We start from the raw sequence: 13,254 nt of genomic DNA, 5'->3' as shown, positions 1-13,254 counted from the left end.
AGCGGGCTGGCGGGAGCAGACAATGGCAAGCAGGGAGGCAGGGCCTGCCGGCGAGGGATTACATGACAGGAGAGAGCGCGGTGTCGGAGCAGAAGGTGGCGGAAGTGGCGGAGCTGGGCAGTCAGACGGGGCGCGAGGCCTTGGCCAGTGCACGGCGCGTGGTGGTCAAGATCGGCAGTGCGCTGCTGACCGACGACGGCCGCGGGCTGGATGACGCCGGCATCGGGCGTTGGGTCGATCAGATCGCGGCGCTGCACGCGCGGGGTGTCGAGGTGATCGTGGTGTCCTCCGGGGCGATCGCGGTCGGCATGTCGCGGCTGGGCTGGTCAGCTCGCCCCAGCGGTGTGCATGAGCTGCAGGCGGCAGCGGCGGTCGGTCAGAACGGCCTGACCCAGTGCTATGAAGAGCATTTCCATCGTCATGGCCTGACCACGGCGCAGATTCTGCTGACTCACGATGACCTCTCCAACCGCAAGCGCTACCTGAATGCACGCTCGGCGCTGCGCACCCTGGTCGACCTGCGGGTGGTGCCGGTGATCAACGAGAACGACACCGTGGTCACCGACGAGATCCGCTTCGGCGACAATGACACCCTCGGCGCGCTGGTCGCCAATCTTCTCGAAGCCGATGTGCTGTTGCTGCTCACCGATCAGGAAGGCCTTTATGATGCCGATCCGCGTCATGACCCGGCGGCCAGCCTGATCGAGGAAGCCCAGGCCGATGACCCGATACTGGTCAAGGTGGCCGGCGGCGGCGGTTTGCTCGGGCGTGGCGGCATGGCGACCAAGGTGCGCGCGGCGCGTCTGGCGGCGCGCAGTGGCGCATTGACCGTGATCGCTTCTGGTCGTCAGCCCGAGGTCATCACTCGGCTGGCTTCCGGTGAGCGCTTCGGCACGCTCCTCTTGCCGGAGCATGCACCGATCGCAGCACGCAAGCGCTGGATCGCGGGACAGCTGCAGGTGCGCGGCACCCTGACGCTGGATGCCGGGGCCGTCAATGTGTTGACCACGCGTGGCTCCAGCCTGTTGCCGGTGGGCGTCAGGAAGATCGAAGGCGCTTTCAAGCGCGGTGACCTGGTGCAGTGCGTCGATGAATCCGGCCAGCGCATCGCCAAGGGCCTGGTGAATTACAGCGCCGAAGATGCCGGACGGATTCTCGGCCTGCCCAGTCATCAGATCGAGGCGACGCTGGGCTATATCGAGGCGCCGGAACTGATCCACCGCGACAACCTCATCGTGCTGTAGCACCCATGAGGCCTGCTTCCTGGCTCTGTGCCTGGGTCTGTGCCTAGGGCCGGTACAGGCAAGCTCAGACTGGCGATATACGCTCGGGTCATGCTAGACTTTGCCGTCCTGTCGGGTGCTGGTCCGCCCCGATGGCGAAGGTTTGACGGGGCTTCCACGTCAAGTCGCTGATTTCTCGAAAGTCTTCACATCAGTGTCGAAAGACGAGAGATGATCGGACTCGCTGTCGCGGTGCGACAACGTCTTCCAAATTCAAGTTCATGAGTACGCGCCTACGGGTGGACTCATAAGGAGCATCAAAGTGGCAAATTCCAAGCAAGCACGTAAGCGCGCTCGTCAGGCTGAAGTTCGTCGTCAGCACAACTCCGCACAGCGTTCCGCCGTGCGTACCAGCATCAAGAACGTGCTGAAGACCGTCAAGACTGGCGATCACGCTGCTTCCATGGCCGCTTTCAATGTCGCGCAGAAGGTCCTCGACCGTTACGCCGACAAGGACATTCTGTCCAAGAAGAAGGCCGCTCGTCTGAAGAGCCGTCTGAACACTCGCGTCAAGGCACTGGCTGTCTAAGACGTGTGAGTGTGAAAAAACCGGCTTCGGCCGGTTTTTTTGTGTCTGTCTGTCGAGTGGATGGCATCGGTGTCAGGTCAGGGAAGCGAGAGGGGTGTCAGGGTGAGCAAGCCGCAGGATGAGTCGCCCGCAGGCGAGAAGGAAGTCAGGGAAGAAGATGGCAGGGCCGAAGCTGCCGCGCAGTCCGCTTCACAGGCGAGTGCCCAGGGCGAGACCCGTTCGGGCGACAGCCTGCCGGTGCGGGGTGGTCTGTTGCGCTCGGGGTTGATCGTCAGCGTGATGACGATGCTGTCGCGCGTGCTTGGGCTGGCGCGCGATGTGACCATCGCATCACTGCTGGGCGCCGGCAGCGGGGCGGATGCCTTCTTCGTTGCCTTCAAGGTCCCCAACTTCATGCGCCGCCTGTTTGCCGAGGGTGCCTTCAACCAGGCCTTCATTCCGGTGCTGTCGGAGTATGCGACTCGCCGGACGCGGGAGGAGGTCCGCGAGTTGCTGGACGCCGTCAGCGGCAGTCTTGGCGTCGTACTTGCGTTGATCACCGCGCTCGCGATGCTGTGCGCGCCCTGGCTGGTGTGGGTCTTCGCGCCCGGGTTCGGTGACGATGCCGGCAAGCTGGCGCTGACCGGTGACATGCTGCGCCTGACCTTCCCGTATCTGCTGCTGATTTCGCTGACCGCCTTTGCGGGCAGTGTGCTCAACACCTGGAATCGCTTTGCGGTGCCGGCCATCACGCCGGTGCTGCTCAACCTGAGTCTGATCGGCGCGGCGCTGTTGTTGGCCCCTCGCTTCGAGACACCCGCCATGGCGCTGGCCTGGGGCGTGTTGATCGCCGGTGGCGTGCAGCTGCTGTTCCAGGTGCCGTTCCTGTTGCGGCTTGGCCTGATGCCCAAGCCATGGCCGAATTTCGCCCATGAGGGCGTGCGCCGCATTCTCAAGTTGATGACCCCGGCGCTGTTCGGTGTCTCGGTCTCGCAGATCAATCTGCTGCTGGATACCGTGCTGGCCTCGTTTCTGGTCACCGGCAGCGTGTCGTGGCTCTATTACTCCGACCGTCTGGTCGAGCTGCCGCTGGGCATCATCGGCATCGCCATCGGGACGGTGATTCTGCCGGCGCTCTCCAAGCGCCACGCCGAGCAATCACTGGAGCACTTCCAGAAGATGCTCGACTGGGCGCTGCGCTCGGTACTGTTGATCGGTGTGCCGGCGGCGCTGGCGCTCGGCGTGCTGGCCGAACCCCTGCTGATCACGCTGTTCCACTACGGCGCGATGACCGACAACGATGTGGTGATGTCGGCCCAGAGCCTGCGTGCCTACAGCTTCGGCCTGCTGGCCTTCATGTTGATCAAGGTGCTGGCGCCGGGCTTCTATGCGCGTCAGGACACGAAAACGCCGGTCAAGATCGGTATCATCGCGATGGTCGCCAACATGGCCTTCAACCTGGCGCTGATCGTGCCGCTGGCGCACGCCGGGCTCGCGCTGGCCACGGCGCTGTCGGCCTTCCTCAATGCGGGCCTGCTGGCACGCGGTCTGTATCGTGACGGCGTGCTGCGCTTCCAGTCCGGTTGGGGACGCTATTCGCTGACGCTGATCGGCGGTTGCGCCCTGATGGGCGGCGGCCTGATGTGGCTGTCGCCGGACTGGACCACCTGGCTTGGTTGGGGCCTGTGGGAGCGCTGTGCGATGATGGGAGCGCTGGTCGTCGGCGGTGTGCTGGCCTATGCGGTGTGGTTGGGGCTGTGCGGTGTCCGCCCGCGCCATTTCCGCATGCAGAGCTGAGTCTGCTGCCCGGGTGCCACGCAGGTTGGTGTCCCCGGTTCCAGCTGTTTTCTCCCTGGTGGGGCAACGGTGGCTGTCAGCGCCGTGCCCCTTCGCTATAATCGACCACTTTCGGCGGCTTGTGTGATGCACGCATGGACTTGATCAGAGGACTCCACAATCTCGCCCGCCTGCGCAAGCAGGATGGCAGTCGCGGCTGTGTGGCCACCATCGGCAATTTCGATGGCGTGCATCTTGGCCACCAGGCGATTCTGGAGCAACTTCGCGAGCGCGCGGCGGCCTATGGCCTGCCCGCCACGGTGGTGGTGTTCGAGCCGCAGCCGCGTGAGTTCTTCGCGGGTGACAAGGCGCCGCCGCGGCTGACGCGTCTGGCGGACAAGGCGCGTCTGCTGGGCAGCCATGGCGCCGAGCGCGTACTGTGTCTGCCCTTCAATGAGACGCTGCGCTCGCTGTCGGCACGCGAGTTCATCGAGCAGGTGCTGATCGATGGGCTCGGCGTGCGTCATCTGGTGGTCGGTGACGACTTCCGCTTCGGCTGCGATCGCGCCGGAGACTTCGCGTTGCTGGAGCGCATCGGTGCCGCCGAAGGCTTTGCGGTGGAACATACCCGCACCTTCGAGATCGCCGGTGAGCGTGTTTCCAGCACCCGTGTGCGTGAGGTGCTGGCTGCAGGCGACATGGCGCTGGCCGCCTGGTTGCTGGGGCGCGCCTACCACTGGCAGGGACGCGTGGTCGCAGACCGCCAGCTGGGTCGCACGCTGGGCGTGCCGACCGCCAACCTGCCGCTGCCGAATGCGCCGCTGGCGGTCTCCGGCGTCTACGCGGTGATGGCGCACCTTGCCGACGGCCGCGACTGTCCGGCGGTGGCCAACATCGGCTGGCGCCCGACGGTCGGTACGCCGCGGCCGGTGCTCGAGGTCCATCTGCTGGACTTCGCAGAAGACCTCTATGGCCAGCCGATGCGCGTCAGCTTCTGCGCCTTCCTGCGTGGTGAACAGCGCTTCGATGGGCTGGAGGCCCTCAAGGCCGCCATCTACGCCGATATCGCCCTCGCGAAGCGTTTCTTCGCGCTGGCCGCGGGCGAGATGCCTGCCGGTGATGAGCAGGCGTTGCTCGATTGCATGACCTCGATGGCTGACCTGCCGCTGGCCAGCCGTCCGCTGAGCGCACTGATGACGGATGCGCCGACGGCACCCTTACACGGCACTGCTGAGGTGTCTGATTCCACAGCTCGGGAAGCCCAGGCTTCCCGCCCCCACGACGGCTGACCCGAAAGGCTATGAGCGACTACAAGCACACTTTGAATCTGCCCGATACCGACTTCCCGATGCGCGGCAATCTCCCCAAGCGTGAGCCGGAGCAACTGGCGCGCTGGAACGAGATTGACCTCTATGCGCGTCTGCGTGAAGCAGGCAAGGGCCGTCCGAGCTTCGTGCTCCACGACGGCCCTCCCTATGCCAACGGCAATATTCACATCGGTCATGCCGTCAACAAGATTCTCAAGGACATCATCGTCAAGTCCAAGACGATGGCGGGCTTCGACGCGCCTTACGTGCCGGGTTGGGACTGTCATGGTCTGCCCATCGAGCACAAGGTCGAGACGACCCACGGCAAGCACCTCGAGTCCGAGAAGGCGCGTCATCTCTGCCGTGAATACGCTGGCGTGCAGGTGGAAGGTCAGAAACACGAGTTCATCCGTCTCGGCATCGTCGGTGACTGGGGCAACCCGTATCGCTCCATGGACTTCGCCAATGAAGCCGGTGAGATCCGTGCGCTGGCCGAGATGGTCAAGGGCGGTTATGTCTTCAAGGGGCTGAAGCCGGTCAACTGGTGCTTCGATTGCGGCTCTGCGCTGGCGGAAGCGGAAGTCGAGTACGCCGACAAGACCTCTGATGCCATCGACGTCGCCTTCGCGGCAGACGACAGTGCGGCACTGGCCAAGGCCTTCGGCCTCGAGTCATTGAGCAAGCCGGCGGCGATCGTGATCTGGACCACCACTCCGTGGACCATCCCGGCCAACCAGGCGCTCAACGTTCACCCGGACTTCGTCTACTCGCTGGTCGACACCGGCGAGCGCATGCTGGTGCTGGCCGAGGAGCTGGTCGAGGACAGTCTGGCGCGCTTCGGTCTGAGCGGTGAGACGCTGGCGACCGTCAACGGCGCGGCGCTGGAGCTGATCAACTTCCGTCACCCGATCTACGATCGTCTGTCGCCGGTCTACCTGGCCGACTACGTCGAGACCGGTGCCGGTACCGGTATCGTCCACTCCGCGCCGGCCTACGGCGAGGATGACTTCCATACCTGCCGTCGTTACGGCATGAGCTTCGACGAGATCGAGAGCCCGGTGCAGGGCAATGGCGTGTACGTGCCGGACCTGCCGGAATTCGGTGGCCAGTTCATCTGGAAGGCCAATCCGAACATCGTCGCGCGTCTGGAAGAGCTCGGCGCGCTGATGGCGCACGAGAAGATCACCCACAGCTACATGCACTGCTGGCGCCACAAGACGCCGGTCATCTATCGCGCGACGGCCCAGTGGTTCGTCGGCATGGACTTCCCCGGCACCGATGGCGTGACCCTGCGTGACAAGGCGCTGTCCGCCATCGAGGACACCGCCTTCATCCCGGCCTGGGGCCAGGCGCGTCTGAAGAGCATGATCGCCAACCGTCCGGACTGGTGCATTTCGCGTCAGCGCAACTGGGGCGTGCCGATTCCGCTGTTCCTGCATCGCGCGACGGGGGAACTGCACCCCGACAGCGTGGCGCTGATGGAAGCGGTCGCCGATCGCGTCGCCGAGCACGGCATCGACGCCTGGTGGTCACTCGACAGCCAGGAGCTGCTGGGCGATGAGGCCGAGAACTACGAGAAGGTCACCGACACGCTGGACGTGTGGTTCGACTCCGGGACGACACACTGGCATGTGCTGCGTGGCTCGCACCCGCATGGTCATGAGGAAGGCCCGCGTGCCGACCTGTACCTGGAAGGCTCCGACCAGCACCGTGGCTGGTTCCACTCGTCACTGCTGACCGGCTGTGCCATCGATGGCCATGCGCCCTACAAGGCGCTGCTGACTCACGGTTTCACCGTGGATGCGCAGGGTCGCAAGATGTCCAAGTCCGTCGGCAACGTGGTCGCGCCGCAACAGGTGATGGACAAGCTGGGCGCCGACATCCTGCGCCTGTGGGTGTCCTCCAATGACTACTCCGGCGAGATGGCCGTCTCGGACGAGATCCTCAAGCGGACCGCCGATGCCTATCGTCGTATCCGCAACACCTCGCGCTTCCTGCTGTCCAATCTGAACGGCTTCGAGCCCGAGCGTGATGCGCTGGCCTTTGACGACATGCTGGCGCTGGACCAGTGGGTGGTCGATCGTGCCGCCCAGCTGCAGGCACGTGTCGAGCTGGCCTACGAGGAATACCGCTTCCTCGACATCTATCAGCAGGTGCTGACCTTCTGCTCGCGTGAGCTGGGCGGCTTCTATCTGGATGTCATCAAGGACCGCCAGTACACCACGCAGCCGAACTCGCGTGCGCGTCGTAGCTGCCAGACGGCGCTGTATCACGTGATCGAGGCACTGGCACGCTGGATGGCGCCGATCCTCTCCTTCACCGGTGAAGAGATCTACGCCAACATTCCGGGCCCGCGCAAGGACACCATCTTCCTCGAGACGGCCTACACCGGCCTGACCACCCTGGCGGATGATGCCCCCATGGGGCGTGAGTTCTGGGAGCAGGTGCTGCACGTCAAGCAGGCGGTCAACAAGACGCTGGAAGGCGCGCGTAACGCCGGTCTGGTCAAGAACGGCCTGGCGGCGGAAGTCACTCTCTACGTCAATGACGAGCTCAATACGCTGCTGGCAAGTCTCGGCGACGAGCTGCGCTTCGTGATGCTGACCAGCGGCGTGACCCTGGCGCCTCTCGAGGCGGCCGGTGAGGCAGAAGAGACCGACGTGTCCGGCCTCAAGGTGGCGGTCAAGGTCAGCGAGAATGCCAAGTGCGAGCGTTGCTGGCACCACCGTCCGGAAGTCGGCACCCTGCCGGAACATCCGACGCTGTGCAGCCGCTGCGTGACCAACCTGCCGGATGGCGAAGGCGAGACGCGTCACTTCGCTTGATCGCTGATGCGACCGAGGCATCGTTCAGCCTCCGCTGAGCGCTGATATCGAACGCCGGGCTCTGGCCCGGCGTTCGTGTCTTGCCGGTCGCAGACTCATTTCACGACAGGAAGGTAACATGACGTCTTCTTCACAAGGCCCCGCGACGGATACTCCCTCGGCCGGCAGTGAGCCAATGCGCTCGCCGCTGCGCTGGTTATGGTTGTCGCTGGTGATCGTGGTGCTGGACCTGGCCACCAAGTGGCTGGCCAGCAGTTCGCTGGTCTATGGTCAGGCCAACGAAGTGCTGCCGATCTTCAATCTGACGCTGCTCCACAACACCGGCGCGGCGTTCAGTTTTCTGGCCGGCCATGATGGCTGGCAGCGCTGGTTGTTTGCGGGCATTGCGGTGGTGGCAGCCATCGGCCTGAGCATCTGGCTTGCGCGCCTCAAGCGTCACGAGACCTTCACCGCGCTGGGCATCGCGCTGGTGCTGGGGGGCGCGCTTGGCAATCTCTATGATCGTGTCGTGCATGGCTACGTGGTGGACTTCCTGTCCTTCCACTGGGGCAATGCCTTCTTCCCGGCCTTCAACGTGGCGGATGTCGCCATCAGCCTGGGAGCCGTGGCACTGATTCTTGAATCTTTCCGTGGCCGCTCCGAATGAGCGCCACAAGCGAGGTCAGCATGAGCGAGCATCGTATCGCCGATAACATGGAGGTCAGCCTCCATTTCCGTCTGCGTCTGGAAGACGGCACCGAGGTGGACTCCACTTTCGACAAGACACCGGCCTCCTTCCAGGTGGGTGACGGCAATCTGCCCCCGGGCTTCGAGCGTTCGATCATGGGCATGGCGGCGGGCGAGACCGGCAGCTTCACGATCACGCCGGAGCATGCCTTCGGTCAGCACAATCCGCAGAACGTCCAGACCGTGGCGCGCAAGAGCTTCGATGAAGAGATCGAGGTCGGCATGGTGATGTCCTTCGCCGAGCCGTCGGGCTCGGAGCTGCCGGGCATCATCCGCGAGATCGATGAGCGTGACGTCAAGGTCGACTTCAATCACCCGCTGGCCGGGCGTACCCTGACCTTCGAGGTCGAGGTGCTGTCAGTCGCCCCCGCGACCACGCACTGAGTCTTCTTTCCCTAGGTGTGCTCCCCCGTGAGTGCACCTCGCCATCAAGCGGAGCCTGTCATGCAGATCAAGCTGGCCAACCCGCGCGGTTTCTGCGCCGGAGTGGATCGCGCCATCGATATCGTCAACGGGGCGCTCGACGTGTTCGGGCCGCCGATCTACGTGCGTCACGAGGTGGTGCACAACCGTTTCGTGGTCGACTCCCTCAAGGAGCGCGGCGCCATCTTCGTCGAGGAACTGCACGAAGTGCCGGATGACGTCATCGTCATCTTCTCGGCGCACGGTGTCTCACGTGCCGTGCAGGAAGAGGCCGAGCGTCGCAACCTCAAGGTCTTCGATGCCACCTGTCCGCTGGTGACCAAGGTGCACATGGAAGTCCTGCGCTATGCGCGCAAGGGCCAGGATTGCGTGCTGATCGGTCATGAGGGCCACCCCGAAGTGGAGGGCACCATGGGCCGCTATGACACTTCCAGGGGTGGCACCATCCATCTGGTAGAAGACGAGTCCGATGTGGCGAGTCTGGAGGTCAAGGACCCGGAGAAGCTGGCCTTCGTCACCCAGACCACACTGTCCATGGATGACACGGCGCGCGTGATCGATGCGCTGCGCGAACGCTTCCCGGCGATTCAGGGCCCGCGCAAGGATGACATCTGTTACGCGACCCAGAATCGCCAGGATGCCGTGCGCATGCTGGCGGAAGCCTGCGATGTGGTGCTGGTGGTCGGCAGCCCCAATAGCTCCAATTCCAATCGCCTGCGTGAACTGGCGGAGCGCATGCAGACCCCCGCCTGGTTGATCGACGATGCGCAGCAGATCGAGGCCAGCTGGCTCGAGGGGATCGGCAGTATCGGTATCACCGCAGGGGCCAGCGCCCCCGAAGTGCTGGTGCAGGGCGTGATCGATCGCCTGATGGCGCTGGGAGCCTCGGCACCCGAGGAACTCGAGGGTCAGGAGGAGAACATCGTCTTCTCCATGCCTAAGGAACTCAAGGAGCGCTTGATCGCCTCGGACCAGATCCGCGAGCTGTAACACCTTGTAAGTTCCTGCCGGTGAAGAAGCCGCGACTCTGTCGCGGCTTTTTTGTGGGTGCCATTCGCATTTTACCATTCAATTCAGCAGTTTCTTGTATAAGTGACAGCATTCTTGAGCACGATCGTTGATCAATCTGGTGCGCATTGAAAAAAAATGTAATACGTGGTTACCGAAATGATACATAATGGAGGTATAGTTCGTACTCTGGAGAATCCCCCATGCCACGACTGTTCTCGGTCACCGGTGTCAGCAGTGCAGGTGCACGCCGTGAGCCGAAACCGGGGCGCGGGGCACCTGGCAGGCGTCGGGCTCAGGGCTTCACCCTGATCGAGATGATGATGGTGGTCGCGATCATCGGCATTCTGGCGGCGGTCGCCATTCCCTCCTATCTCGGTTATGTGGAGCGCAGCTGGCGCTCGCATGCCCAGCAGGCGCTGGGGCAGCAGGCCAGACAGCTGCATGGCTTCTACTATCAGAATTTCTCCGAGGCACCCGTGGGGGATGATGACCAGCCGACGGATGGCGTCAGCCGTATAGAGGATGGTGGTGGCAATCTTCGCTACCTGATCACGTATCGCAGTCTGTCTGCCTCGTCCTTCGTCCTGCAGGCGACGCCTCAAGGGGCACAACTCAATGACGACTGCGGCGTACTGTGGATGGACCAGGACATGAATACCGGTGCCGAAGGAGGAGGCCGGTGCTGGTGATGATGAGTCCCCAAGAGACAGACTCGAGTCCGGCATGGCCGGTCGACCCTCAGCGGCAAGGAGACGTATCTCTCATGCGCCAATCCCGTGGTTTCACCCTGATCGAGCTGGTCGTGGCGGTGGCGATCATTGCCATCATCGCGACCTGGGCGGTGCCGGCCTGGCAAGGCCTGGTGCAGCGCTCTCAGGTGGAGTCCGATGTGCGTGCCCTGACCCATGCGCTCGGCATGGCGCGCAGCACCGCCACCACGCGCGGTGTCGATGTGAGTGTCTGTCCCTATGCGCCGAGCGTGGCCACCCCCAACCCCACGGCCTGCGACGATGACTGGGCGAGTGGCTGGGTCGTCTATATCGGGAGCACTTCCAACTTCACCCTCGACGATCGCCTGTGGATTCATCAGGACAGCAATGCGGTTGCCCAGTCGGGTGGCGCCGCCAGGATCACCTACAACGATCGCGGCACGCTGACTAGTGGCAACAGCACGCTGGTGTTCTGTGCGGCGTCCGATGCTACCTCTGTGGTAGTGGCTCCTTCAGGCCGTGTCCGCCTTGAATCCGGGGGGGACTGCTCATGACAGCATCGTTGATGACCACATCCCTCAGGAAAGTCCTACAGCCGAGAGCGCTGAGGGAGGCATTGCTGACGCGCCTGCAACGGCGCCGTTGCACCCGGCATTCTCAGCGCGGCGTCGGCCTGATCGAGGCGCTGGTCGCGGTCATGCTACTGGGGGTTTCCCTGTTGGGGCTGGGGTTGTTGCAAGTTCAGACGCTTCAGCATCAGCGCGTCAGCTACAGCAATACCGTGGCACAACTGCTGTCGCTGGACATGGCTGAACGTATCCGCGCCAACCTTGAGGCCATCGACCAATATGATGACGCCGACACCACCAATGCGCCGGCGGATGGATGCAGCTCGGACTGCATACCCTCAGAGCTGGCGGACCAGGACATCATTGATTGGCGTGACGCCATCATCGGCTCCACGCTGACCAGCGGCGTCGGCAGCGTGGAAGTCGACGAGCGTGTCGTCGGCGGCGCCGGCATCGGCGTTCACGACGTCAGTGTCCAGGTACAGTGGAGTGACCCCATCAGCGGGGGAGTTGACCAGCAGACCTATCGTTTCGAGGTAGAGCCATGAACCGCTGTTTACCTGCATCGGCCCGCCGACGCTTGGCCCCCGACACTGCCCGTCCGCATGGCTTGAAGCGCCAGGCGGGCGTGGGGCTTGTCGAGCTGATGATCAGCCTGGTGCTGGGGCTGCTGATCACGGCGATGGCGGTGCAGATGTTCTCGACCTCACGCAGCACCGTGAGCACCCAGGAGGCGCTTTCCTATCTGCAGGAATCGGCCCGTTACGTGTCCTTCCGGCTCCAGCCACTTATGCGCAATGTGGGCTACGCAGGTTGTGCCAATAGCCGCGATATCACCAATGCCAGCTCGGTGGATGCCTCCCACGACCTCACGGCGCCTTTCGGTGGTCAGCAGCGTACCCAACGGGGCCTCAGCTATTTCAATCTGACGTTCGTCGCTGCCAGCAAGGATGGCGATGAAACCACGCTGACCAGCAGCATGACGTCGCTGGGTGGCCCACTGTCCGTGCGCAACGGTAGCGAAGATGCCTTCGTGACCAACGAGTATGCGCTGGTCAGTGATTGCAGCAGCACCGATGTCTTCAGGGTGTCGGGCACCACCCAGGGCAATGTGGAAACCAATGACACTCTGTCACGCTCCTACGGCAGCTCTCAGTCCTCGAACGCCTATCTCTACCCGGTGCAGGCCTGGGAGCTGCGGCTGGATGACCAGGCCAACGATTCCTCGGTGCGTGCACTGTATCTCGATCGAATCGATGCCGCTTTCGCACGGGAAGAACTGGCCTCCGGCGTACAGGGCTTCGATGTCAGCTTCAGTCTGGATACCACCGGCAACGGCAGTGTCGATCGCGTCAAGGTGCCGGCCGCCACGGTGCGCAGCGAAGGCCGTTGGGATGAGGTACGCCGTATCGAGATCGCTCTGACGCTCGAGAGCCTGCCGGGAGTGGTACCGGGCGGGAATAACGATGGCCGTTTGACGCGAACCTTCAATCTCACGTTCACACCGCGCAATCTGCAACTGAGGGGCAGTTGATGAATACCTCGTCTTCAATGTCTACCGTCTGCGCGGCCACCCGGGGGCCAGCACGTCAGCAAGGCATCGCCTTGCTGATCGTGTTGATCATGCTGGTCGTGATCGGGCTGCTGGCCGTCACCGGGGTCGAGGACAGTCAGCTGCAGACACGCATGGCCGTCAACAGCCGGAACTTCGAGCAGTCCTATTACAACGCGGAAACCAGTCTGAGCATCGGTGAGCGTGCGCTGCAGGATAGCCTGGAGGATGGTACCTGGAGCCTTGACAGCTTCGATGATTCAGCTGGCCTGATGCTGGCACTGCCCGAGGATGCGCCGCCGATCAACCCGCTCTCGGAAGCGGATTGGCAAGCCAACGGTATCCAGACGCTGGACAGTGATACCGGTGCGGTCATCGGGGCCTATGTGATCGAGTATCTAGGCAAGGTCGGCGAGCCGCCGCTGAATGCCAGCAACGAAGTGAATGCGGTGGGCACGCGCCTGGATGCCTTCCGTATCAACGCGATGGGCACTGGGGGCGGCAATGGTGCCTCCTGGACAGTAGTGCAAAGCGAGATGGAACTGGGCCCTTACTTCTGAGAGG

General features: G+C 63.4%; 13 protein-coding genes. All 13 read left to right on the top strand.

Going from position 1 to position 13,254, the window contains the following annotated elements:
* The first annotated feature begins 80 nt into the window (after positions 1 to 80).
* The 13 genes from proB to AC5WNI_RS15990 all read left to right on the top strand — a co-directional run bounded on the left by proB (position 81) and on the right by AC5WNI_RS15990 (position 13,250).
* The gene (proB, locus tag AC5WNI_RS16050) at positions 81 to 1,244 is read left to right on the top strand and encodes a glutamate 5-kinase (protein WP_282627961.1); all 1,164 of its coding nucleotides are present in this window, start codon (positions 81 to 83) and stop codon (positions 1,242 to 1,244) included.
* A 301-nt stretch (positions 1,245 to 1,545) separates the two neighbouring features.
* Entirely contained in the window at positions 1,546 to 1,812 is a 267-nt protein-coding gene (gene rpsT, locus AC5WNI_RS16045) for a 30S ribosomal protein S20 (RefSeq protein ID WP_043335965.1), read from the top strand.
* A 231-nt stretch (positions 1,813 to 2,043) separates the two neighbouring features.
* Positions 2,044 to 3,588, top strand: coding sequence for a murein biosynthesis integral membrane protein MurJ (gene murJ / locus AC5WNI_RS16040; protein WP_302682507.1), 1,545 nt, complete (start codon positions 2,044 to 2,046; stop codon positions 3,586 to 3,588).
* 134 nt (positions 3,589 to 3,722) lie between these two features.
* On the top strand, positions 3,723 to 4,856 hold the full coding sequence (ribF, locus tag AC5WNI_RS16035; protein ID WP_175090333.1) for a bifunctional riboflavin kinase/FAD synthetase: 1,134 nt from the start codon (positions 3,723 to 3,725) through the stop codon (positions 4,854 to 4,856).
* A gap of 11 nt (positions 4,857 to 4,867) precedes the next feature.
* On the top strand, positions 4,868 to 7,699 hold the full coding sequence (gene ileS, locus AC5WNI_RS16030) for an isoleucine--tRNA ligase (protein WP_175090334.1): 2,832 nt from the start codon (positions 4,868 to 4,870) through the stop codon (positions 7,697 to 7,699).
* A 118-nt stretch (positions 7,700 to 7,817) separates the two neighbouring features.
* Positions 7,818 to 8,345, top strand: coding sequence for a signal peptidase II (lspA, locus tag AC5WNI_RS16025; RefSeq protein WP_054556926.1), 528 nt, complete (start codon positions 7,818 to 7,820; stop codon positions 8,343 to 8,345).
* Positions 8,346 to 8,365: 20 nt separating this feature from the next.
* Positions 8,366 to 8,809, top strand: coding sequence for an FKBP-type peptidyl-prolyl cis-trans isomerase (fkpB, locus tag AC5WNI_RS16020; protein WP_175090335.1), 444 nt, complete (start codon positions 8,366 to 8,368; stop codon positions 8,807 to 8,809).
* A 60-nt stretch (positions 8,810 to 8,869) separates the two neighbouring features.
* A complete protein-coding gene (gene ispH, locus AC5WNI_RS16015; RefSeq protein WP_175090336.1) occupies positions 8,870 to 9,838 on the top strand; it encodes a 4-hydroxy-3-methylbut-2-enyl diphosphate reductase in 969 nt (322 codons plus the stop codon).
* Between the two features lie 221 nt (positions 9,839 to 10,059).
* On the top strand, positions 10,060 to 10,548 hold the full coding sequence (locus AC5WNI_RS16010) for a type IV pilin protein (RefSeq protein WP_175090337.1): 489 nt from the start codon (positions 10,060 to 10,062) through the stop codon (positions 10,546 to 10,548).
* A 74-nt stretch (positions 10,549 to 10,622) separates the two neighbouring features.
* A complete protein-coding gene (locus AC5WNI_RS16005) occupies positions 10,623 to 11,123 on the top strand; it encodes a GspH/FimT family pseudopilin (protein WP_175090338.1) in 501 nt (166 codons plus the stop codon).
* 62 nt (positions 11,124 to 11,185) lie between these two features.
* Complete coding sequence (gene pilV, locus AC5WNI_RS16000; protein WP_368447793.1) at positions 11,186 to 11,686, top strand: type IV pilus modification protein PilV; 501 nt, start codon at positions 11,186 to 11,188, stop codon at positions 11,684 to 11,686.
* The gene (locus AC5WNI_RS15995; protein ID WP_175090340.1) at positions 11,683 to 12,672 is read left to right on the top strand and encodes a prepilin-type N-terminal cleavage/methylation domain-containing protein; all 990 of its coding nucleotides are present in this window, start codon (positions 11,683 to 11,685) and stop codon (positions 12,670 to 12,672) included. The genes pilV and AC5WNI_RS15995 overlap by 4 nt, the downstream gene beginning before the upstream one ends.
* Positions 12,672 to 13,250 (top strand): pilus assembly PilX family protein, encoded by a 579-nt coding sequence (locus AC5WNI_RS15990; RefSeq protein WP_175090341.1) that lies wholly within the window; start codon positions 12,672 to 12,674, stop codon positions 13,248 to 13,250. The genes AC5WNI_RS15995 and AC5WNI_RS15990 overlap by 1 nt, the downstream gene beginning before the upstream one ends.
* Positions 13,251 to 13,254: the final 4 nt, after the last annotated feature.

The sequence above is a fragment of the Cobetia sp. PDI-12MA genome (genome assembly GCF_059507695.1).
This window is presented reverse-complemented; position numbering and strand designations above follow the sequence as displayed.

Coding starts and splice junctions, on each gene's coding strand:
- AC5WNI_RS15995 (WP_175090340.1), top strand. CDS start 11,683: ATGAACCGCTGTTTACCTGCATCGGCCCGCCGACGCTTGGCCCCCGAC.
- ileS (WP_175090334.1), top strand. CDS start 4,868: ATGAGCGACTACAAGCACACTTTGAATCTGCCCGATACCGACTTCCCG.
- fkpB (WP_175090335.1), top strand. CDS start 8,366: ATGAGCGAGCATCGTATCGCCGATAACATGGAGGTCAGCCTCCATTTC.
- AC5WNI_RS16005 (WP_175090338.1), top strand. CDS start 10,623: ATGCGCCAATCCCGTGGTTTCACCCTGATCGAGCTGGTCGTGGCGGTG.
- AC5WNI_RS16010 (WP_175090337.1), top strand. CDS start 10,060: ATGCCACGACTGTTCTCGGTCACCGGTGTCAGCAGTGCAGGTGCACGC.
- lspA (WP_054556926.1), top strand. CDS start 7,818: ATGACGTCTTCTTCACAAGGCCCCGCGACGGATACTCCCTCGGCCGGC.
- ispH (WP_175090336.1), top strand. CDS start 8,870: ATGCAGATCAAGCTGGCCAACCCGCGCGGTTTCTGCGCCGGAGTGGAT.
- ribF (WP_175090333.1), top strand. CDS start 3,723: ATGGACTTGATCAGAGGACTCCACAATCTCGCCCGCCTGCGCAAGCAG.
- AC5WNI_RS15990 (WP_175090341.1), top strand. CDS start 12,672: ATGAATACCTCGTCTTCAATGTCTACCGTCTGCGCGGCCACCCGGGGG.